We start from the raw sequence: 22,922 nt of genomic DNA, 5'->3' as shown, positions 1-22,922 counted from the left end.
ATAAACTCCGCTTTCTAACCGACTTTTGCCTTGAACTGACTGCCTCGCTAACATTTTTCAGAGATTCCTAAACCATAATCACAGCAGCCTGAAGAAAGCCATAAACAACACGGGAAATCCTTACCGCCTCCCGATAAACTTGATCCGGCCATTTCTTCCGTAACCGGAAGCGCATCCGGAAATCACTCTTTTAACCGGATATCAATTTTGCCATCCGTCACCTGGATGTGTTCAACGCCCTCGGAGAAAGATTTCCAGAAACCGGGATCCATGCCAAATTCACTGACCAAGTCGATATTCTTCAATCCACCCAGCCACGCATTAGGAACGGGAACTCCCATGATACTGACACCCTTGAGGATAATGACGGGCTTATCGTTGCGATAAGCCATACCGAGACCGGCGTTCAGGCGCAGCGTTTTCCCGCCCAGCACCGGAAAATCCTCCTCGAGCGGAAGGAGCAGGCGTGCGCTCACCAGCTCATCGGCAAAATCGATCGCCAGTTTTTGTGCAAGATCGGTATTTTTAGCCAGCAATGCATTGATCTCCCGCTCGGTAAAGCTGACTTCACGTTTTGCACCCTGCTCAGAATACGCTTGAGGTTTCAGAAAACCTTCCTTGTCGATTTCACCTTGGAGATCGTCATTCCGCTTTGCTATCGGTGATGAAAATGAAAAATCGTAACCGATCGTCCGAAGTTTCTGCTCCAGCGTCTTTTCTTCCTTCGTGCTCAAAACAACCGGCTCAAAAGATGAAACAAAAACATAGGTTGTGAGCACCCAGTAAGTACCAGCCACAGTCAGCACGATCGTAGCCAGAACGATCAGCAGCACATGTGACCAGTGCAAATGAGCGTTATTACTCGTATTTCCAGTTGAATTCATCTTTGTCTGCCCAAGTTATCTCGCAAAAATTATAGCTTCTGCTCCATAAACCCGTATGCTACTATTCAAATGAATCCAAACTGGAAAATATTTTTGTATTTTTTGGCCCGAATTCTGGATAGTCTCTTGTCAATGAGAGCATCAAGGTCAAATCCTGAATGAACTCTACATACACGGGAAAATCGACCGTTTATACCATAATCATAATCGGTCGACGACTCTGCAGAAAATCACAAAAAAATTTTACTTATTCCAATTCTGATGTCAGCAAATGCGTATAATTCTTGTTCGCATATATTTGAAAGAAACAAATAAATTTACAGTGTTGAAATCGAAGCTATTTCCCATCAAATAGTAACGAACTCTATAATTAATACACATCAACAATTGATATTAATATTCTCAATCCACACGGCTAAAGGAGAAAAACTGAAATGAATCTTCCATTTCAAAATGATGCATTGGGTAAATTAACTCTGCGCCTTACGGTAGGCATACTCATACTCTTTCATGGCGTATATAAAATACTTAACCCGGGCTCTCTTGATTTTATCAGCACACTCCTGGCTAACGTAAATCTACCCCAGATACTGGCTTACGGGGTTTATCTGGGAGAAGTCGTTGCACCACTGATGGTCATACTGGGAATATTCTCCCGGATTGGTGGTTTGCTCATTTTTGGCAATACCATATTCGCAATAGCGCTGGCACATCGCGATGAATTATTTACATTCACTGACCATGGTGGATATGCGTTGGAATTACAGATTTTCTTTTTGCTTACAGGGCTTGCGGTATTCTTCCTCGGAAGCGGCAGATTTGCCATTAAACCTGATTAAATACTTGAAAAATTAACAATAGCTATAGGTACACCAAGATTCAATCAGCGTGTACAAATGACTGCTTACCGGATGCCGGTTTGTGTCACCGTAATAATTGGAGCCATCGTCGGCAACGATGTTGCCGACGCGCCATATGTTCATAATGGCTTACAATATTGAAATAAGCTTGGACTTTGAACACATCGGGTTCCTATAGCTAATCCACCCCACTATTTGCGGCGGCTACATTAGTTTTTATCGCAGTACTTCCCTCCCTGGATTCCTATTCATTTTATATAAACAGCTCTCAGCGGTTCTGGGGAGGCGGAAGTGGTTTGGGTGCCGGGACAGTCAATACCGGCTCGGGAGAAATTGCTGATTCATTCTTCATCTCCTCCTCTACCCCAGGGTGAAAAGACTTGTCAGCCTCGGTTTTCTGACTGTCAGCCGCTTCCTCCGTTTCTGGAGAGGGAGAGGGAATTTCCTGTACCGTACTTGCTCCTTCTGTGCTGGTTTCTGCTTTATCCGACAGAAAATGCTTTTTCAACGTGTCGATCGTACCCTGATTGAGGTAGCCACCGTGAAAAAGATAAGCAATACTTCCCAGCAGGAGCAGAATGAAAAGATAAGATTTCCAGGGCCGTTTTTTCTCTGCATAAGGGTCAGTTAGGGAACGTTGCGCGCCAGCAGGCAAAGCCGCCATTTGAGTCAGCGAGATGCCAAACGGAATATTGATGATTGCTCGCGTATTGACTGCCCAGCCGCTCCCATCGAGTAAAGGTGCCAGATTACGTTTTCTGAGCTTGAGAAAAGCAATCAGTACGGAAGGACCGGATATCACAAGAATCAGGCCGAGAATCGTAAGTGGCATTTGCCACCAGACCAGACCCATGAAGCCAGTTACAACCGACGCAATCGCGGTACCGATTGCACCAATTGCAAGACCGATCGCAGCAAAAATCCCTGCAAACTTACCTACATCGAAGGGTGCCGCCGCGGGTGGTTTACCTGCTTCCGCCTTTTGTGAAATATCTGCAACCCCTGCTGCCGCCTGATCCTGTACCAATTTCTCACGCGCACTGGCCATTTTCTCGACCTGTTCACCGATCATCTTGCCGATGCGCTTGTACGGATACCAGAAGGCCTGGCGTACGCTGATAGGATGCTCGATGATCTTGATGATAGTGGCATCCCAGTCCTGCCCTTTTCGATCATAGAAAATACCGTTCCGGCCAACCATCAGATTATCTGCATCACCATTCGTAAACGCAGCCGCGATATTCATTTTTTCGCTGCCACCCCTGCGCTGACACTCGCAGTAGGCCAGATAGATGCCACTCAAACCGGCCATGCTGCTGTGCTTCTCGATATCATCGACACGCAGGCAGAAATCACAATTACGGCCATCCAGGTAAAGTGAACCCGCCTGAAAAATCGCCTTATTCTGTACAGTATAAAAATCACGAAACGAAACGAAATTATTCAGGAGCTGAAAAAGATTTCGCTGATAACGAATCAGTTTTTCAACTGAATCGATCGCATCGGATGCGCTGGCAAGCGACTGGTCTTTCTGCAATAATGCACTGATCTCATCCTGATACCTTCCCGCCAGAATCGAACGAATTCGCCCGATTCCAAGAAGTTCGACCACCGCGCCCTGTTTGGCATCCAGCCAGGCCTGATGGGCAGTAAATCTGTCACAAAGCGCCTGCCATTCATCCGCACTCAACTGTTCTTTATCTGCCAAGAGAGGTTGAATAACCTGTTGTTTCAGCGCATCGATTGCGTCGCTCCAGGCCGGATTGATGCCTTCATTGAGCGGAAGCGGCTTTTTGGCTTCAATTTTTGCGAGCGGTAATGTGGCAAGTTGTTCGGTCGTTCGAGAGAGATCCGTATTGGTGAGCGCTTCATAATCCGATAATGCCGGGTTCAGCGGATCACCTGCTTTCTGGTCAAATTCAGCCAGCTTACAACGGGTAAAGTAATCATCTATTTTTGCTTTGACGGCATCAAAAGCTGCCTTTGCGGCTTCAGTATTTTCTCCCAGCGGTAATATGCTGTCAGCATCTCGTTCTGCATCCTGCCACCATTCCGAGTACGCTTTCGCTTCAGTAAAAAATTGTTCGATCAGTTCTGCGGAAACCCCTGGCAAACCGGATCGATCCTGTACCGATCCGACACATTTCATCACATCTTCGATGACAGCTTGAGTTTCAGCATCACTGGCAGCAGTGGCCGGAATGATACCGTCACCATTGAATTTGGTACTGGCAAAAATTTTGTTGAGATCAGCCGTATCTTCAACCGTAATTACTTCTTCATCTTTTTTACCGATATTAAGCAGAATCTGTCTGGCTGATGCCAGAAGCGCAGCACCTTCCGAAGTGCTGTCATCGATCGCACTCAGTTGCAGTGCTTCTGCTCCAGAAGTGAGATCCCCCGGGTCTTTCAGAACAGAAGACACCCATTCAACCGCAGCAATGATTTCCGGGACACGGATATGGCCGTCACGATCTGTATCAATGAATTCAAGCGTCTTGCCATCGAATTCCAGATTACTCGTCGGACAACTAAGTGCAGCCCACAGCTTGGGATCAAGTGTCCCAAGAAATTTAATATCTGCTCCTGTTTCCAGACGTACCTGATCAAAACCACCTGATCTGAAAAAACGCCACTTATGAACTGTATTCATTATTTTTCCTCTTGTGTAAATCAAATTGTCTGGATGTCGTATGGAGAGAGATCCTGTCATACGATGAAACAGCTGCGAGCTGTTCACTGATCAGGGTTGGACTGGTGAGAATTTACCAGTTTTGGTTTTACCACATCATGGTGGATTTCATCAGTGATATTTTTCATACCATGCAAAATTTTGAGAGCAGGAAAGAATCGAAACGGTGCATGGTATTGATGAAGCAATATACAGAGCCTGTAGTAATATTCACTGCCTATCGCCCACACCATCTGGTACGAACCGGCAAACTTATCCCTGCTGCCCGGTTATTCCCTTGAATTTCCATCAAAGCGCTCAATATTAGTGTTAGTGAATAATTCCTGAGAATAAGCGCCATGGAACAATATCCCTCCACCTTGCCTGAATTGCCCGCCGATGTCATCGCCCTGGTACCGATGCGCAATGTCGTACTGTTCCCACATGTGATCATGCCTGTTGCTGTCGGCCGTACACGGTCGATTGCAGCGATTCAGCATACCTTGCAGTCAAAAATACCTGTTGGCATCGTACTGCAGAAAGATCCTTCCGTCGATGAACCCGGACTGGATTCACTTTGCCAGATCGGAACCATTGCCAATGTCGTGCGCCATATCACCTCCGAAGATGGAACACATCATGCTGTCTGTCTGGGAATTGAGCGATTTCGTATCGAAGCGCTGGTTGAAGGCTACCCTTTTCTCGCCGCACGAATCCAGCGTCTACCGGAAACCACACCGGATACCACACGAGTGGAAGCACTGACATTGCAATTACGCGAGCGTGCAATGGAAATCGTATCGCTGCTGCCTGGTATGCCAGCTGAACTGGCACATGCACTGCAGGCGACACGTGCTCCCTCCGATCTGGCAGATATCACTGCCAGCCTGCTCGATACTGAAGTAGCCGAGAAGCAGAAACTGCTGGAAACCATCGATATCGAAGAGCGCTTGCATAACGTGCTGCAGATCCTGACGCGGCGCATCGAAGTCTTACGGCTCTCTCAGGAAATCGGCGAGCGTACCAAAGAACAAATGGAAGATCGCGAGCGCAAGTTTCTGCTGCGCGAACAACTGAAGGCCATCCAGAAAGAACTCGGTGAAGATGGTGAAAATGAGCAGGAAGTTGTCAGGCTCGAGGAAGCCATCACTGCTGCCGGCATGCCGGAAGATACTGAACAGCAAACACGCAAGGAATTGCAGCGCTTACAGCGGATGCCCGCAGCATCGAGCGAATTTTCCATGCTGCATACCTACCTTGAATGGATGACAGAACTGCCGTGGCAACTGCCGGAAGAAAAACCGATCGACCTTGATGCCGCACACGCCATTCTCGAGGCCGATCATTTCGGGTTGGAACGTATCAAGCAGCGCATTATTGAATTTCTCGCCGTACAGAAACTAAAACCGCAGGGGCGTGCTCCGATTCTCTGCTTCGTCGGTCCGCCAGGTGTAGGAAAAACTTCACTTGGACAAAGTATTGCCCGTGCATTGCAGCGCCCGTTTGTCAGAGTATCGTTAGGCGGCGTACATGATGAAGCAGAAATGCGCGGCCACCGCCGCACCTACGTTGGTGCCATGCCGGGCAATATCATTCAGGGGTTGCGCAAAGCCGGTGCACGTAACTGTGTAATGATGCTCGATGAAATCGACAAAATGACCGCCAGTGCGCATGGCGACCCAGCGGCTGCATTACTGGAGGTACTTGATCCGGAACAGAATTCAACATTTCGTGATAACTATCTGGGTGTTCCATTCGATCTGAGCCGCGTGGTGTTCATTGCCACGGCTAATATCATCGATCAGGTCTCACCACCAGTACGTGACCGCATGGAAATCATCGATCTACCGGGTTACACCCAGGAAGAAAAACTGCAGATTGCGCTGCATTATCTGGTGCAACGGCAAAATGAAGCCAACGGGCTGCAAGCGGATCAATGCATACTGACACCGGCAGCTTTGCAGAGCATCATTGCCAACTATACCCGTGAAGCCGGTGTACGCCAGTTTGAACGCGAAATCGGCCGGATCATGCGTCACGCCGCCCTGCAAATCGCACAAGGCGCACAGCAACAGGTACAAATCGATACCCGAAACCTGGAAGATATTCTGGGGCCGGAGAAATATGAACATGAACTGGCACTTCACACCGATTTGCCAGGAGTTGCCACCGGCCTGGCCTGGACACCGGTGGGAGGTGACATCCTGTTCATCGAGGCCACACGCGTCAATGGCAGTGGCCGCCTGATCCTGACCGGACAACTTGGTGATGTGATGAAAGAAAGCGCGCAAGCAGCGCTCACATTGGTAAAAGCGCGTGCCGGGGATCTGCGCATTCCAGCCTCGGCATTCGAAGGTATCGACGTACATTTGCATGTACCTGCCGGCGCCATCCCCAAGGATGGGCCAAGCGCAGGCGTGGCGATGTTCATTGCACTGACTTCTCTGTTTACCAACCGACCAGTACGGCATGACGTAGCCATGACCGGTGAAATCAGCTTGCGTGGAGTGGTTCTGCCGGTTGGCGGCATCAAGGAAAAAATACTGGCAGCACAGCGTGCCGGGATTCGAACTGTACTGCTGCCGGCACGTAACCAGAAAGATCTGCATGATGTCCCGGAAGCAACACGTGCTGCCATACGGTTCGTTTTTCTGGAAACTGCCGATGATGCCGTTCAGGCAGCTCTAGGCAACTCCGACAGTCTGGAATCCGTTTGAGGGCTGTATGTAGCTGCTGCCAGCCGGTTGTGCCGGTAGCGGCAATTTGTCGCATGGCTATTTAATGAAATCTGGGTTACAGTTGAACCATCAGGCAGATATTTTTCATTACCTGTCATATATTTGTCTGATGCAGTCGTTATCCTTGCATTTTTAACCAATGAAAGGAGAAAGCTTTATGCGAAATGAAATACAGACTACACGCAAGCATGAGCAACACTGCCAGCATGTGTACGAAACCGGACAGTTGCGGCGTGCAAAAATGCACGTCGCACGCCTGATCAGTGATTTTGACAGCAGGAAAATCCTTTCGCCGTCATTACTTCAACTGCTCGAAACCAGCATCATCCTGGAGACCACCGACTCGAAAGTACTTGCCTCGCGGTTAAAACGCAGACCCGCTGCAATCCGTGCCGACCTGCAGAAAATCTGCTATCTCCTTGCAGAAAAGCCAAGGTCATAACCGTCTCAATCCGCGTCATTACACGCACTCAAAAGTTGTAATCGAACTGCCAAGCCAGATCATTATTTCCAGCCCGGCAAAACCCATGTACCATTCATTTTTTATGAGGACCGTATCACCATCCTGAAAAAAGACTCCATCTCGTGAAAGAACAGGAAAAAATGAAATACTTTACGGTAGCTTTATCATTACTACTGGCCTCTGCCTCAGTCATGGCTGAAAATCTGTCTGATCTGCAACAGCGAACCAGTCAAGCCTACGAACAGATGAAGCAGACTGAAAGTCGGCTCAGCAGCGCCAGAAAGGACGTGCAGACCAAGCAGGATAATTTGCGTTACTATCAGGAAAAGGTAGCTGAAACAGAAAAGGAACTCCAGGCTGCACAGCAGGCCCTACAAAAAGCTGAAGAAAATCAGTCGGCAGCCAGAAAAAAATGGAATACCAATTCCGAGGAGCTTTATCAGAAGTGGCATCAGAAAAGATAAAATGGTGAAGCAAGGTGGAAGTTCCAGACATCACTACCGTAATGTTGTCCCCCTCACCTCATATTTATCCGAAAGGGTGGTGAAAAACAATCGTTTCTGTTCGATCAGGACCAGTTGAAATCATGGATATAGGCGTCTGGCAGATTTCTTCCATACGTTTGAGATAGTTTTGTGCTGCCTGAGGCAGTTGACCGAAGTTCCTGATTCCTGCCGTGTGTTCCTGCCAGCCGGGCAGTTCTTCATAAACCGGTTCCACAGCAGCCAGATCATCCGCTCCAAAAGGCAAAGCGTTACCTATCTCGCCTGACTGCTTTGATTTATAACCTGTGCCGATACGCAATGTTTCCAGCCCATCGAGTACATCAAGTTTGGTGATACACAGCCCCGAAACTCCATTGATCTGAATAGAACGCCTGGCAGCCACCGCGTCAAACCAGCCACAACGGCGCGGTCGCCCGGTAGTGGAACCGAATTCATTGCCACGCTGTGCCAGGTGTTCTCCGATCGAATCCGACAATTCAGTAGGAAAAGGACCTGCCCCCACGCGGGTGGTATAAGCTTTGGTGATTCCCAGCACGTAATGCAGCATCTGCGGTCCGACGCCACTACCCACTGAAGCCGCACCAGCGATACAGTTACTGGAAGTGACGAAGGGATAGGTGCCATGGTCGATATCGAGCAAAGCGCCCTGCGCCCCCTCAAACAGAAGGTTGTTTTCCGCCTGACTGGCTTCAAACAGCAACTTGGGAACATCCGCCACCATCGGTCGGATTCTTTCAGCCTTTACCTGACAATCATCCAGGATCTGGTGATAGTCAACCGTTGCAGCGTGGTAGTAATTTTTCAGCAAGAAATTATGATAATCGAGCACTTCTTTCAGTTTGCAGGCAAGCCGTTCAGAACGAAAGAGATCCTGCAGACGTATTGCACGCCGTGCAACCTTGTCTTCGTACGCCGGGCCGATTCCCCTGCCGGTCGTACCAATTTTCTCCACCCCCTTCGCCAGTTCACGAGCGCCGTCCACAGCAATGTGATAAGGCAGAATCAGGGGGCAGGTTTCGCTGATACGCAGCCTGCCGGATACATCCACTCCGGCCTGCTCCAGCATATCCACTTCTTCCAGCAGGGCGCCGGGGGACAGCACCACACCGTTACCAATGTAGCAAGTCACATTCTCACGCAGAATTCCTGAAGGAATCAGATGCAATATGGTTTTCTCACCACCTACCACCAGCGTATGACCGGCATTGTGCCCCCCCTGGAAACGGATGACTCCTGTGGCCCGATCCGTCAGCCAGTCGACGATCTTGCCCTTACCCTCATCTCCCCACTGCGTTCCGATGACTACGACATTCCTGGCCATACACTATTGATCTCTCGAAATTATTCCAAAATAAAGCACCGTACTGTGAACAGCGCGGTGCATGAACATCTTCATTTCAGGGGCTGAGTGCCAGTCTGTTTCTTTTAAAACAGATAGTTGACTAAACCCGGTCATTTACACTCTTACCCGATTGATTGGTATCAGGATTCCCACTTCCCCGTTTCAGCTACCGCCTCAGGAGAAATCATCCGCTCCAAGGGCATCATTTATTCTGCGACAGAATCAATCTCCCACTTGCCATTACGGAAAACGAGTTTCCTGTCACACCCCGCCGCTTCCCGGCTCTCTTCTCCCGGCAGCTCAGTCACCACAATTTGCCCTTCAGCACGTAGTTGCCGAATCATTGCCGTCAGTTTCTCATCTTCCGGCTTCCATGGTGCCAGTATTCCCAGGGGATAGCCATTCATATCCGTCAGCTGCGACAACTGTTTCAAGTCAAGACTGAATCCGGTTGCCGGCCTCGCTCTGCCAAACGATTTTCCGATTTCATCATAGCGCCCTCCCAGTGCGACAGGTGCAGGACACCCGGGTGTATAAGCGGCGAAAACCATACCTGTATGATAGTGATAACCCCGTAAATCGGCCAGATCAAACGTTATCCGATCGACATAAGGTTGCAGTGTTCGGGCAACATATTCCAGTTGATCCAGCGCCTCACCGATTTCCGGAAAATCCGGCAAATGCTGACGCGCACTCAGAAGTACAGTATCATCTCCATACAGCTCCGGTAACAGCAGCAGCGCATGCTGCACCGGCCTGGTCAGACGTTTATTCAAGCCTGTGCGTATCAGCTCCTTCAGGGAACTGATATCCTTGGCCCACAATGCAGCATACAGCTCCATTTCGAACTCGGGCTTGATGCCTGAATCACGAATCAGGCTGCGAAAAACCCGGATATGGCCAAGATCAAGATGGATTATATGAATACCCGAAACTGACAGGCATTCCAGTAACAGGCGCTGGATTTCAAGATCACTTTCAATGCCGGAATGTCCGTACAATTCAGCACCCACCTGGAATGGCTCCCGTGTGCGGGTAATTTCATCCGGTACCGTATGGACGACGCTGCTAGCGTAACAAAGCCGCATTACGCCGCTGGTATTCAGTAAATGAGCATCGATCCGGGCTGCCTGCGGTGTCATATCCGCGCGCAATCCCATCATCCTGCCGCTGAGCTGATCGACGACCTTGAACATGCGCAGATTCATACCGCTTCCGCTCCCGGCCAGCAGAGATTCAACATACTCCAGCAGAGGTGGCATGACGAACTGATATCCGTGGACAAACAGCATATCCATGATGAGGCGGCGGATCTTCTCTATACGATAAGCATCACGCGGCAGTACATCTTCGATATATTCAGGAAGCAGCCAGTTGCGCATTTTCAACGTTGACCGGAACGAGTTACACCGGATCGATAGCAGGAGCAATCAAGGTTATCAGAGGAAAGATCAATATTAGCTGACCAGAAAGAGAACGATCAGGCCGACCAGCATGGTGCTGAGGCCTACGAACCTTATCTGACTATCTTCCAGTTGCATGAGCTTGAGAAAAGTCTCACGCCAGGCACCAGGAAATGAAAAAGGGAAGATACCTTCCAGTATGAGCATCAGGGCAATTGCTTGCAGAAAGGTATCCCACATAATCAGCTATGAATATCGATTGACGAAACACTTCCTGATATGCGCTCCCTTATACTCGCCAATCTACGTTTTTCAGAAGGAAGGTTTTCAATTTTCAAATCCAGTTTAAGGAGCAGCATATCAGGTTCAACTCTCTATTTTTTATACTCTGACGGAGTTTTCATATATTTGAAAAATTCCGAGTTGGGTTCCAGGACGAGAATATCTTCCTTGCTTTTAAAGGATTTTCGGTATGCCTCCAGACTCCGGTAAAACTCATAGAACTTTGCATCTTTCTGGAAAGCTTCAGCATAAACTGCTGTTGCCTGAGCATCACCCTCCCCCATGATTTTCTGAGCCTCGCTATAGGCTTCCGCCAGAATCACTTCTTGCTGGCGATCAGCATCAGCACGGATTTTCTCCGCTTCAGCGGCACCTGTCGAACGCAACTCATTTGCCACCCGTTTGCGTTCCGCCTCCATCCTGCGATAAACGGACTCACTGACTTCCTGGGGCAGATCTACGCGCTTGAGTCGCACATCCACGACTTCCACACCGATCTTTCTGGCATCTGCGTTCGCTTTCTGCCGCATGATTTCCATGATCCTGTCACGTTCGCCGGAAACCACATCATGTACAGTCCGATTACCGAACTCATCACGCATACTGGAATTAATGGTCTGTGCAAGGCGAGTCTGTGCCAGCGCCTCATCTCCACGAACACTGACATAGTATTGTTTGACATCCACAATACGCCATTTAACGAACAGATCCACCAGAACGTTTTTCTTTTCCGATGTGATGAAACGTTCAGGCTCCTCCGAATCCATTGTCAGGATACGAGAATCGAAAAAACGAACGTTCTGAGCGACAGGTATCTTGAAGTAAACACCCGGAGATGTCTTGACACCCACGACTTCCCCCAGCTGGAACAGCAATGCCTGTTCCCGTTCGTCGACAATATAGACGGCAGAACTACCCAATACTGCCAGCACCAGTAGAAGTCCGCCAAATACAGATGAAACTGCTTTCATTATCTCATCTCCCGTTCACGACTACGAAAAGACTCACGCGAACGTGAGCCGGCATCTGAGGAAAATTCCTGGGATTCGCTCTGCGCTCTGGCCGCTGCAACAGAAGATTTCGTTGCACTGGCATCAGCCTGAATCAGCTTGTCCAGAGGCAGATAAAGCAGATTCCCTCCGCCTTTCTCCTGATCGATCAGGATTTTGCTGGTACTGGACAAAACCTGCTGAATCGTATCGAAATACATACGTTCTCGTGTGACTTCGGGCGCCTTGGCATATTCCACCAGAACCTGCGCAAAACGGCTGGCATCACCCTCCGCGGCAGCAATCACCCTTTGCTTATACCCTTGAGATTCTTCCAGCAAACGTGCGGCCCCCCCTCTTGCTCTCGGTATTACATCATTTGCGTAAGCCTGACCCTCGTTTCTTTGTCGTTCACGATCCTGGCCTGCCTTGACAGCATCATCAAAAGCGGCTTGTACCTGTTCTGGAGGCTGTGCATTCTGCATCGTTACCCGGTTAATGGAAATACCGATCTGATAACGGTCAAGAATTTGCTGCATCAACTCGGTCGTCTTGGCTGTTACCTCTTCACGCCCTTCGTACAGAACAAAGTCCATTTTACTGGTACCAATAACTTGCCGAATAGCTGTTTCTGCCACCTGCAAAACAGTGCTTTCCGGATCCCGATTGTTAAAAAGGAAATTCTCAGGACTGTTCAAAATGTATTGCACGGCAAACTGGATATCGACAATATTCTCATCATCCGTAAGTATCAGCGATTCCTTGAGTACCTTACTGCGAACATTGTTGCGATAACCGATTTCTACCGTGCGCACCTGACCAATATTGACAGACTCGACTGCTTCGACAGGTGAAGGAATATGCCAGCGCAATCCCGGCATGGTCGTTTCCACATGCTTGCCGAAACGCAGTACTACACCGCGCTGACCTTCATCGACAATATAAAAACCACTTCCTATCCATGCCAGGGCAAGCAAAACGACGATTGCCACAAAACCCTTGCCACTAGGGAGATTAGGGCTTCCTCCATCAGAGTTTCCATCATCGTTATTCCCTCCCTTTTTCCCGAAAATCTCATTCATTTTCTGGTTAAAGTTACGCATAATGTCTTCAAGATCTGGAGGCCCTGAGTTGCCTCTCCTTTTTCCCCACTGCGGATCATTCAAGCCCATGTGATTTAGTCCTTCTCATTATTTATAAAAGTGGCACGGACATTGTCGTTCATGCTTTCAGGTGTTGCTGAATGTTGCTCCAATCTCTTCAAATCCTGATCAAACACCTCTGCCAGTGCGTCATACAGATAACTAAAACCCGCTCCTGTCCTCGCACTGAGATGAATGCTTTTGATTTTACCATACTCGTCACGCATGTAATTCCCGGACGGATACTGTTCAAGAAGGTCGATTTTATTCAGAATCAGGATTTGCGGTATCGTATCCGCGCCAATTTCCCGCAATAATTTATTGACCTCACTGATCTGCACATCACGGTTGGAACTGGAAACATCAACCACATGCAGAAGCACATCGGCCTGTATGGTTTCTTCTAGTGTGGCGCGGAATGCCGCAACAAGTGTATGCGGTAATTCGCGGATAAAACCGACCGTATCAGAAATTACTATCGTCCCGCGTCCGGGAAGCGTCAGCCGCCGGGTAGTAGTATCCAGTGTAGCGAACAACTTGTCGGCAGCATATGTATCCGTCCGTACCAGCCGATTGAACAAAGTCGATTTACCGGCATTGGTATACCCTACTATGGAAACAGACGGTATCTCAGCGCGCTTCCTTGCACGTCGTCGTACCTCACGCTGCTGTTTGAGATTAATCAGCTTCTCTTTCAAAAGCTTTACACGCTTCGCCAGCAAACGACGATCCGTCTCCAATTGTGTTTCACCCGGCCCGCGCAAGCCGATACCGCCCTTCTGACGCTCGAGATGCGTCCACCCCCTCACCAATCGTGTTGAAAGGTACTCCAGTTGAGCCAGTTCAACCTGTAGTTTACCTTCATGACTTTTGGCACGTTGCGCAAAAATATCCAGAATCAGGCTGGTGCGATCTATGATGCGACAAGCCAGCACCATGGAGAGATTTCTTTGCTGTACCGGAGACAGCTCATGGTTGAATATCACCATTGCAGCAGATGTCTGCACCAGAATCTGACTGATTTCTTCCACCTTACCCTTGCCGATAAAGGTAGCAGAATCAGGTTGTTTCCGCGTCCCTTCAACTATAGCAACCACGGAAAGCCGATCACTGCGGGCAAGTTCCCGCAGTTCTTCCAGGCTTTCCTTGTCTCCTTCCCCAAAATCGATGTCTACTAATATCGCGCTATCATTGGCCGCTGTTCCCGTAGCAACATCATGAGTCATCTTGCTCGGTCTGGGTTTCGGCAGATATTGGGATTGAAATGGCTTTGGCCGGGACAATGGTAGAGATGGCGTGTTTGTAAACCATCTGCGTGATGGAATTTTTCAACAAAACTACATACTGGTCAAAAGAATCAATCTGCCCTTGTAACTTGATCCCATTGACCAGATAAATAGAAACCGGAATATGCTCCTTGCGCAAGATATTCAGAAAAGGATCCTGCAGTAACTGCCCTTTGACGCCCATTATTCATCCTCCCTGGTGAATTTCTAGTTATCTGATTAAGAATAAATACCCTTTTGGGTTAACCGATTGTTTCCGGCAGTGTTTTTGTCATGATCCGAAGAATCTGACTGTATCATCAGACCAACAGAAGAAACCAAAAATTCATAAAAGTTCATCCCGGGTATTTTGACGTTACTAAAGTATATGTCGCGAAAAACCATAAGTCTAACACGGCGTACTTTGCCATTTACGCGATACAGTATTTTCTGATTTGCCTGAAGAAAGCAATTACAGAAAAATCAGATGGTAGCCAGCAATACGAAATAATGCTCTGCTTTACCGGCACAAACAGCCCTCAGACAACAGAACTTCGTTTCATACATTCGGGAGGAGAACCGGTCATCGGCACGGTTTCAGGGTGTATCACGCGATTGCCGGGGAACCATATCCTGAAAATACTTCCCGCTCCGGGCTGACTGGCGATTTCCATGTTCGCCTGATGGCGGTTCAGAACATGCTTGACTATGGCAAGACCAAGGCCGGTTCCCCCAGTTTCGCGGGAGCGGCTGCGATCCACCCGGTAAAAACGCTCTGTCAGCCGGGGAATATGACTGGGCTCGATGCCGATCCCACTATCCTGAACATAAAACAGCCCTTTTCCATTTTCCATTGCCCAGTTCAGAGAAATTGCCCCACCCTCCGGGGTATACCGCACGGCATTGCTGATCAGATTCTCAAACGCACTGCGCAGCTCATCTTCACTGCCAAGCAACATGGCATGGCTTGTAAGATTAAGAGAAATGACATGACGTCCTGCACTCAATGACTGAGCTTCCTGGTAGAGCCCCTGCAGCAATTTGACGACATCCACCCGTTCTTCTGCCAGGTCATTTCCGGCGCTCTCCAGCTTGGACAATGTCAGCAAATCTTCTACCAGACGACGCATGCGGGTAGCCTGATCGGACATCAGCCGCAATGCATTTTTCTCCATTTCACCGGATATCTTATTTTCTTCCAGCAGTGTTTCAAGGAACCCGCCAATCACCGTCAAGGGCGTACGCAATTCATGTGAGACATTGGCAACGAAATCACGCCGCATGATTTCAATTTTCTCAAAACGCGTCACATCCTGGCTGATCAGCAATTTTTCCCTGTCGCCATAAGGCACAATCTGGATGGAGAGCAGAACATCACGCAGGCGTGACTGATTGAGTAAAAAGGGTTTACTGAAATCTCCCGTATCAAGATAGGCCACAAACCCTACCTGGCGCACCATACGGGTAATGTGCTGGCCGGCATCCATTTCGAGATTGAGACCCAGATGCCGCTCGGCAGCTGAATTGCACCATTCGATCTGATCTTTGTCACCCAGGATGACAATACCTTCCGGCAGCGCAGATGTCGCACGTTGCAATCGTTCCAGAGAAGTATTCAGTCCCAGGCGCTCCTTGTTATGACGCCGCACGAAACGTGCCAGCCTGGCAAACACCACACCCCATAAGCCCGATCTGTCAGGTACCGTCGCATAGGAAAGATTCGAATGATGCAGCCAGTGCTCCAGACAATACAATGTATGGATATGGTAAATAACGATCCCTAACAGGATGATACTGTACAAGCTGAGTACGATTACAGCATTGAACAGCATACCCGCCAGTATGGCAATAATGGTCAGCCATAAAACGGGAGCAAAACTCAGCCAAAAAGAATTCATGTGGTTACGGGGCCATGGTGAAATTAATTTCCCTGATCATTCCACTCAAGTTAGGAGGGTACCTATCTCCCGAGCTCATTCTTCATTCCGGAATAGCACCCGGCCCACCTAATGATGAGAAAAACTCCACAATACGTCGCGGCAACCAATCCAGTTTTCCCGGAAAAGCACCCTGCATAAAACCGACATGTCCCCCCTGCTGCGGAAACTCCAGTGAAACGAAGGAAGAAATCTCATATTTTTGCGGTAACACGCTCTCGGGCAGGAAAGGATCATTACGCGCATTGATCAGCAATGTCGGTACCTGAACCGATCCAAGCCATGGCTTGCTGCTGGATTGGCGCCAGTAATCATCCGTATCCCGGAAGCCATGCAGCGGTGCCGTAACCAGGTTATCGAATTCATACAATGAGTTACAGGCTGCAATAGCCTTTGCATTTAACAGACCGGGAAATTGTTTGTTTTTTTCCAGTGCCTTGCGTTTGAGGGTGGCCAGAAAATGGCGGGTGTAAACCCGGTTGAAACCCAAATCGAGTACATTGCCTGCGGCCGCCAGATCAAGTGGAACTGAGACTGCGACAACCCCTGCAACCCGCCCGACTGCTTGTGCACCTTGCTCACCCAACCATTTCAGTAATGCATTGCCTCCGAGTGAAACTCCTACAACATAACAGGCGGGATTCCATTCGGATGGACTGTTCTGATGCCTTATGTAACGCAGTATGCGATCTATTTCCACCGAATCACCGGCATGGTAGGCACGCGGCAAGCGGTTGGGAGCTCCGGAACAGCCACGAAAATGAACGACAGCCCCGCGCCAGCGTAGTATCTGCAGGAAATTCATGAGGCTCAGTGCGTAATGACTTCGCGAACTGCCTTCCAAGCCATGTAACATGATAACCAGCGGTTTATCCGGCTCACCATCCAGCCAGTCGATATCGATAAAGTCTCCATCATCCATTTCCCAGCGCTCGCGGCGGTAACCGATAACCGGCCTCAGATTGATAAAATAAGGAAAAATGGTTTGTGCGTTGCCACCCCGTAGCCATTTGGGAGCACAATAAGATTCAAGCAATCCGGAATCAGACAAAATAAAAGGTTCAGTCATTGCAGATAGTGTCCAACCTTTGCCGGCTGTTACAAGATAACAAGATTATCTCTGTGAATAAGTTCGTATCCATCTACATAGCCCAGTGCAGCTTCGATCTGGCTGGTAGGACGACGCATGATTTTGCGTGATTCACGTGCACTGTAATTAATCAGACCACGGGCAACTTCACGACCGCTGGTATCGAGGCAGGATATGGCTTCACCTCGTTCAAATTCGCCCTTTACCTCCACCACTCCGATGGGCAACAGACTTTTACCTCCGGACAGCAATGCCCTGCTGGCCCCATCATCCAATACTACACTCCCTCGTACCTGGAGTTGATCGGCCAGCCATAATTTACGGGCCAACTTCACTGGCATATCCGCCAGCAGAATGGTTCCGATAGCCTCTCCACCTGCCAGACGAACCAGCACACCCTTTGCTCTGCCTGAAGCAATCACCGTATGAGCGCCACTGCGAGCAGCACGCCTGGCAGCCATTATCTTGCTTTGCATACCACCGCGTCCGATGCTGCTGCCTGCCCCCCCGGCCATGACTGCGATATCCGGATCACTGACACTGACTTCCGGAATCAGTCTGGCATCGGTATTTTTGCGGGGATCACCTGTAAAAAGACCTTCCTGATCAGTCAGGATCACCAGTACTTCAGCTTCGATCAGATTGGCAACCAGTGCAGCCAGATTATCATTGTCACCAAACCGGATTTCATCGGAAACCACGGTATCGTTTTCATTGATGATCGGAATGATACCCAGATTCAGCAGCGTAAGAATGGTCGAGCGGGCATTCAGATAGCGTTTACGACTAGACAGATCATCGTGCGTCAGCAGGATCTGAGCCGTCTGCAATTCGTATTCACTGAAACAGCCAGCATATGCCTGAGCAAGACCCATCTGCCCCACTGCCGCAGCCGCCTGCAGTTCATAAAGCGCAGCAGGACGCATTTTCCATCCCAGACGCTGCATGCCTTCGGCAACGGCACCCGATGAAACCAGTACAACCTCCTTGCCCATCTGTCTGAGTTGAGAAATCTGCCCGGCCCAGCCTCCAAGTGCGCAGCGATCAAGACCGTTTCCTTCATTCGTCACCAGGCTGCTACCAACTTTTACGACTATCCGGCGAGCAGATTGCAGAATCGATTGCGTCATAAAAATCAGATTTCTTCGCTATCAGGCCGTAACTGTTGCAGATATTCCATAATGGCATAAGTCAGTGCCTGGCATCCTTTTCCGGTCAGTGCAGAAATGGCAAACCAGCGCTCCTGCCAATCCATTGTCTGCAGAAGACGTGTGCAAACAGCTTGCTGCTCATCTTCAGGCAACATATCCACCTTGTTGAATACCAGCCAACGGGGTTTACGATAAAGTGTTTCATCAAATTTGCGCAGCTCATCCACCAGTGCTCTGGCCGAATGAACGATATCAATGCTCTCATCAAAAGGAGCCACATCGACCACATGCAGCAGCAGACGGGTACGACTGAGGTGTTTGAGAAACCGGTGGCCGAGGCCGGCACCTTCTGCCGCACCTTCAATCAGGCCGGGAATATCCGCCATTACGAAACTGCGTCCGGTATCAACCCGCACTACCCCCAGATTGGGATAAAGTGTGGTAAACGGATAATCGGCTACTTTCGGACGCGCTGCGGAAACAGCACGAATCAGGGTGGATTTACCGGCATTGGGAAGCCCTAACAACCCGACATCTGCCAGTACCCTGAGCTCGAGTCTGAGTTCGAACTGTTCTCCTGCTTCACCATGGGTAAATTGCCGGGGAGCGCGGTTGGTACTGGACTTGAAATGGAGATTACCCAGTCCGCCTCTGCCGCCTTTGGCCAGCAGCACTTTCTGCTGGTCATGTTCGAGATCCGCTACGAGTTCACCCGTCAGGTTGTTGGTTATGATCGTACCTGGCGGCATACGCAGCACGATGTCTTCCGCTCCTTTGCCATAGCAATCGGAACCGCGCCCGTTTTCTCCCCGCTTTGCCCGGAAAACCGGTGTAAAACGGTAATCGATCAAAGTATTGAGATTGTGATCGGCCAGTGCATAAATACTGCCGCCATGACCTCCATCTCCCCCGTCCGGTCCACCTCTGGGAATAAATTTTTCACGGCGGAAGCTGGCAACACCATTGCCGCCATCTCCCGCAAAGACCTGTATTTTTACCTCATCAATGAATTTCATGAATGCCCCGAAGCAATTATTTTAATTGCGGGCGGAGAAATTTATTCCAGCAAAAAAACTATAATCAAAGTAAAAAGCCCCATTCAGAAAATGGGGCTTTTCTCCAGCTTGCACGATCCGGCTGATCGGGTGATCAGGAGGGAATGACTGCAACTGTTCTCCGGTTCAGCCGCCCTTTGATGGCAAAAACAACCTTACCATCCACTTTTGCAAACAGGGTATGGTCCCGCCCAATTCCAACATTATCTCCCGGATGAAACTGCGTGCCACGCTGACGCACGATGATTCCACCCGCCCTGATGACCTCGCCACCATAACGCTTTACACCCAGACGCTTGGAATGGGAGTCACGCCCGTTTCTGGAGCTACCGCCCGCTTTCTTATGTGCCATGAATCAATCTCCTTATGCAGAAATACCGGTAATCTGAATCTCGGTATAATTCTGCCGGTGTCCCTGTTGTTTCCGATAATGCTTACGGCGGCGCATTTTGAATATGCGTATTTTGTCATGCCGCCCGTGACTGATCACAGTCGCGCTGACTCTTGCCTGATCGAGTAATGGTGCCCCGGCAGAAACCGCTTCACCATCTGCAACCATCAGAATCTGGTCCAGTTGAATATCACTTCCCACTTCTGCAGGCAATGTTTCCACTTTTAACTTGTTCCCGACTTCAACCCGGTACTGTTTACCACCCGTCTTGATTACTGCATACATATCCGTCTCCCGTCCTAGAACCGCGCATTATAATAACATCCACGGATTTTGTGTAATAAATTCAAGTAACACGGCATACCCGTCAAAAATCTGCTTCGACTTCGATCGAATCTACCCTGCCGCGGACAAAATCTGCTGACCTCGGTCAATGCTATAATTGGCCGGTTTATTTCCAAGTTACGTATATCTCATGCCGGTACCCCACCTCACCCACACACTGAATGCACCCACCCTAGATCTGGAAAAACGGATCCTGGCTGCCAAACCGACGATCGAACACTGGTTCCGCAAACAGTGGCAGCATCACACCGTGCCGTTCTACTGCTCGGTAGATTTGCGCAACAGCGGTTTCAAACTGGCACCGGTCGATACCAATCTGTTTCCCGGCGGATTCAACAACCTCAACCCGGCTTTCATTCCGCTATGTATTCAGGCGATGATGATCGCTGTCGAAAAAATCTGTCCGAATGCACACAATGTTCTCCTGATTCCAGAGAACCACACCCGCAATGTCTTCTATCTGCAAAACATCGCCATGCTGCAATCCATCATGCAGCAGGCAGGAATGAACATTCGTATCGGCTCGCTGCTGCCTGATCTTGACCAACCCCTACCCGTCCTGCTGCCCAACGGCGATTCTCTGTTGCTGGAACCGGTGCAGCGTGAAGGAAACAGACTTTTTACCCGGGATTTCGACCCCTGTGCCATCCTTCTGAATAACGATCTATCGGGCGGGATACCTGAAATTCTGCAAAATCTGGAACAGATCATCATTCCACCCCTTCATGCAGGCTGGGCCACTCGCCGCAAATCCTGGCATTTCAGCGCATACGACAATGTAGCACAGGATTTTGCCGATCTGATCGATATCGACTCCTGGCTCATCAACCCCTACTTCACTTCTTGCGGAAAAGTCGATTTTCATGAAAAAGAGGGTCTGGATTGTGTTGCGGCCGGTGTAAACGAAATTCTGCATCTGATCAGGGAAAAATACGCCCAGTACGGGATCAGCGAAAAACCGTTCGTCATCTGCAAGGCTGATTCAGGCACTTACGGCATGGGTATCATGAGTATCAAAGATGGCGCCGAGCTCTACAAACTCAATCGCAAGCAGCGCAACAAAATGACAACTATCAAGGAAGGGCTCGTTGTCAAGAACGTGCTGGTACAGGAAGGAGTACATACGTTCGAAAGCATTCATCAGGCCGTAGCCGAACCCGTTATCTACATGATCGACCGCCACGTAGTGGGCGGATTCTACCGGGTACATACGGGCCGGGGAATCGATGAAAACCTGAATGCACCGGGCATGCATTTCGTACCACTGGCCTTTGACACTACCTGTATGCAGACAGATCCTACTGCCCGACCGGATGCCGCCCCCAATCGTTTCTATACCTACGGTGTCATCGCCAGACTCGCACTCCTTGCTTCGGCCATCGAACTGGAACGGTATTTGCAAACACCCCTGCCTGTACTGGCAGAAATCTGATGAAACTGGCTTTCATCCTGGATCCGCTCGACAGTATCAAGATCGGCAAGGATTCGAGCTATGCCATGATGCGTGAAGCTGCATTCCGTCACCATCAGCTGTATACCCTGCAACAGAACGATCTGGCGTGGAAAGATCATCAGATCATCGGCTTCGCACGATCACTGACACTCATCGATCCGCCGGATGGCGATCATCGCTGGTATGAGGAAGGCGCCACTGAAGAAATCCCTCTGTCCGGATTCGATGCCGTGCTCATGCGCAAGGATCCTCCTTTCGATACCGAATATATCTACAGCACCTACCTGCTCGAACTGGCTGAACGCCAAGGCGCCTATGTCGTGAACAGCCCGCGGGGAATTCGTGATCACAACGAAAAACTGGCGATTACCGAATTTCCTCAATTCACACCTCCTTCATTGGTAACCAGCCAGGAGCAGCTGATTCTCAAGTTTCTGGCCGAACATGAGGACATTATCCTGAAACCACTGGATGGTATGGGAGGAGCCGGTATTTTCCGTATTCAGAACACCGATCACAACATTAGCGTCATCATCGAGACACTGACACGCTACGGTACACGTACCATCATGGCACAACGCTTTCTGCCGGAAATCCGGGAAGGTGACAAACGCATATTACTGATTGCAGGAAAACCGGTCGATCATGCGCTTGCACGCATCCCCAGACTGGGAGAAACGCGTGGTAACCTGGCAGCTGGTGGCACCGGTGTGGCACAACCGCTATCAGTCCGTGACAGGGAAATTGCCGAAGAACTGGGACAGATACTCTATGCGCGTGGCCTGATGCTGGTAGGATTGGATGTCATCGGCAACCATCTGACGGAAATAAATGTCACCAGCCCAACCGGGATGCGGGAAATCTCTGATCAGACTCAAACGAACGTTGCAGGGCTGATGATCGATGCGCTGGAAGAGCACATCGCCAGAAAAACCCGGTAAAAAGACCGTACGAT

The 22,922-nt window shown here is 49.5% G+C and carries 21 protein-coding genes; 6 read left to right on the top strand and 15 right to left on the bottom strand.

Features of this window, described 5'->3' with window-relative positions; genetic code table 11:
• Window positions 1–182: 182 nt before the first annotated feature.
• Window positions 183–884, bottom strand: coding sequence for an arginine N-succinyltransferase (locus ABUL11_RS05180; protein ID WP_350282801.1), 702 nt, complete (start codon window positions 882–884; stop codon window positions 183–185).
• Window positions 885–1,318: 434 nt separating this feature from the next.
• Between ABUL11_RS05180 and ABUL11_RS05175 the strand changes: the two genes are divergently transcribed.
• Window positions 1,319–1,723 (top strand): DoxX family protein, encoded by a 405-nt coding sequence (locus ABUL11_RS05175; protein ID WP_350282800.1) that lies wholly within the window; start codon window positions 1,319–1,321, stop codon window positions 1,721–1,723.
• Window positions 1,724–2,012: 289 nt separating this feature from the next.
• On the opposite strand, the gene ABUL11_RS05170 is transcribed toward ABUL11_RS05175, so the two are convergent.
• Window positions 2,013–4,397, bottom strand: a complete 2,385-nt coding sequence (locus ABUL11_RS05170) for a hypothetical protein (protein WP_350282799.1) — start codon at window positions 4,395–4,397, stop codon at window positions 2,013–2,015.
• 377 nt (window positions 4,398–4,774) lie between these two features.
• On the opposite strand from ABUL11_RS05170, the gene lon reads away from it, so the two are divergent.
• The 3 genes from lon (at window position 4,775) to ABUL11_RS05155 (ending at window position 8,080) form a co-directional block, all read left to right on the top strand.
• The gene (gene lon / locus ABUL11_RS05165) at window positions 4,775–7,132 is read left to right on the top strand and encodes an endopeptidase La (RefSeq protein WP_350282798.1); all 2,358 of its coding nucleotides are present in this window, start codon (window positions 4,775–4,777) and stop codon (window positions 7,130–7,132) included.
• Between the two features lie 178 nt (window positions 7,133–7,310).
• Window positions 7,311–7,595 (top strand): hypothetical protein, encoded by a 285-nt coding sequence (locus ABUL11_RS05160; protein WP_350282797.1) that lies wholly within the window; start codon window positions 7,311–7,313, stop codon window positions 7,593–7,595.
• A 161-nt stretch (window positions 7,596–7,756) separates the two neighbouring features.
• A complete protein-coding gene (locus ABUL11_RS05155; protein ID WP_350282796.1) occupies window positions 7,757–8,080 on the top strand; it encodes a hypothetical protein in 324 nt (107 codons plus the stop codon).
• 64 nt (window positions 8,081–8,144) lie between these two features.
• Here the strand turns inward: ABUL11_RS05155 and ABUL11_RS05150 are convergent, their stop codons facing one another.
• The 13 genes from ABUL11_RS05150 to rplU form a co-directional block, all read right to left on the bottom strand.
• Window positions 8,145–9,443, bottom strand: a complete 1,299-nt coding sequence (locus tag ABUL11_RS05150) for an adenylosuccinate synthase (protein ID WP_350282795.1) — start codon at window positions 9,441–9,443, stop codon at window positions 8,145–8,147.
• 227 nt (window positions 9,444–9,670) lie between these two features.
• A complete protein-coding gene (locus ABUL11_RS05145) occupies window positions 9,671–10,846 on the bottom strand; it encodes an ATP phosphoribosyltransferase regulatory subunit (protein WP_350282794.1) in 1,176 nt (391 codons plus the stop codon).
• 75 nt (window positions 10,847–10,921) lie between these two features.
• Window positions 10,922–11,107 (bottom strand): DUF2065 domain-containing protein, encoded by a 186-nt coding sequence (locus tag ABUL11_RS05140; protein ID WP_350282793.1) that lies wholly within the window; start codon window positions 11,105–11,107, stop codon window positions 10,922–10,924.
• 134 nt (window positions 11,108–11,241) lie between these two features.
• Complete coding sequence (hflC, locus tag ABUL11_RS05135) at window positions 11,242–12,120, bottom strand: protease modulator HflC (protein ID WP_350282792.1); 879 nt, start codon at window positions 12,118–12,120, stop codon at window positions 11,242–11,244.
• Window positions 12,120–13,310 (bottom strand): FtsH protease activity modulator HflK, encoded by a 1,191-nt coding sequence (hflK, locus tag ABUL11_RS05130; RefSeq protein ID WP_350282791.1) that lies wholly within the window; start codon window positions 13,308–13,310, stop codon window positions 12,120–12,122. Before hflK ends, hflC begins: the two co-directional genes overlap by 1 nt.
• 5 nt (window positions 13,311–13,315) lie before the next feature.
• On the bottom strand, window positions 13,316–14,506 hold the full coding sequence (gene hflX / locus ABUL11_RS05125) for a GTPase HflX (RefSeq protein ID WP_350282790.1): 1,191 nt from the start codon (window positions 14,504–14,506) through the stop codon (window positions 13,316–13,318).
• Window positions 14,496–14,750, bottom strand: coding sequence for an RNA chaperone Hfq (hfq, locus tag ABUL11_RS05120; RefSeq protein ID WP_350282789.1), 255 nt, complete (start codon window positions 14,748–14,750; stop codon window positions 14,496–14,498). The genes hflX and hfq overlap by 11 nt, the downstream gene beginning before the upstream one ends.
• 334 nt (window positions 14,751–15,084) lie before the next feature.
• Window positions 15,085–16,443: a phosphate regulon sensor histidine kinase PhoR gene (gene phoR, locus ABUL11_RS05115; protein WP_350282788.1), complete on the bottom strand. Its 1,359-nt coding sequence runs from the start codon at window positions 16,441–16,443 to the stop codon at window positions 15,085–15,087.
• A gap of 82 nt (window positions 16,444–16,525) precedes the next feature.
• Entirely contained in the window at window positions 16,526–17,551 is a 1,026-nt protein-coding gene (locus ABUL11_RS05110; protein ID WP_350282787.1) for a YheT family hydrolase, read from the bottom strand.
• A gap of 29 nt (window positions 17,552–17,580) precedes the next feature.
• The gene (proB, locus tag ABUL11_RS05105) at window positions 17,581–18,702 is read right to left on the bottom strand and encodes a glutamate 5-kinase (protein ID WP_350282786.1); all 1,122 of its coding nucleotides are present in this window, start codon (window positions 18,700–18,702) and stop codon (window positions 17,581–17,583) included.
• A 5-nt stretch (window positions 18,703–18,707) separates the two neighbouring features.
• Entirely contained in the window at window positions 18,708–19,739 is a 1,032-nt protein-coding gene (gene cgtA, locus ABUL11_RS05100) for an Obg family GTPase CgtA (protein WP_350282785.1), read from the bottom strand.
• 133 nt (window positions 19,740–19,872) lie between these two features.
• Window positions 19,873–20,130 (bottom strand): 50S ribosomal protein L27, encoded by a 258-nt coding sequence (gene rpmA / locus ABUL11_RS05095; protein WP_350282784.1) that lies wholly within the window; start codon window positions 20,128–20,130, stop codon window positions 19,873–19,875.
• A gap of 12 nt (window positions 20,131–20,142) precedes the next feature.
• Window positions 20,143–20,454 (bottom strand): 50S ribosomal protein L21, encoded by a 312-nt coding sequence (rplU, locus tag ABUL11_RS05090; RefSeq protein ID WP_350282783.1) that lies wholly within the window; start codon window positions 20,452–20,454, stop codon window positions 20,143–20,145.
• A gap of 190 nt (window positions 20,455–20,644) precedes the next feature.
• Here rplU and gshA point away from each other — a divergent pair, with 190 nt between their 5' ends.
• Entirely contained in the window at window positions 20,645–21,946 is a 1,302-nt protein-coding gene (gshA, locus tag ABUL11_RS05085; protein ID WP_350282782.1) for a glutamate--cysteine ligase, read from the top strand.
• The gene (gene gshB / locus ABUL11_RS05080) at window positions 21,946–22,908 is read left to right on the top strand and encodes a glutathione synthase (protein WP_350282781.1); all 963 of its coding nucleotides are present in this window, start codon (window positions 21,946–21,948) and stop codon (window positions 22,906–22,908) included. Before gshA ends, gshB begins: the two co-directional genes overlap by 1 nt.
• Window positions 22,909–22,922: the final 14 nt, after the last annotated feature.

Origin of the sequence: Nitrosomonas sp., from assembly GCF_040256045.1 — a bacterium.
Taxonomy (GTDB): Bacteria; Pseudomonadota; Gammaproteobacteria; order Burkholderiales; family Nitrosomonadaceae; genus Nitrosomonas.
The sequence above is the reverse complement of the archived record's forward strand: the minus strand, read 5'-3'. Positions and strand labels throughout refer to the sequence as shown.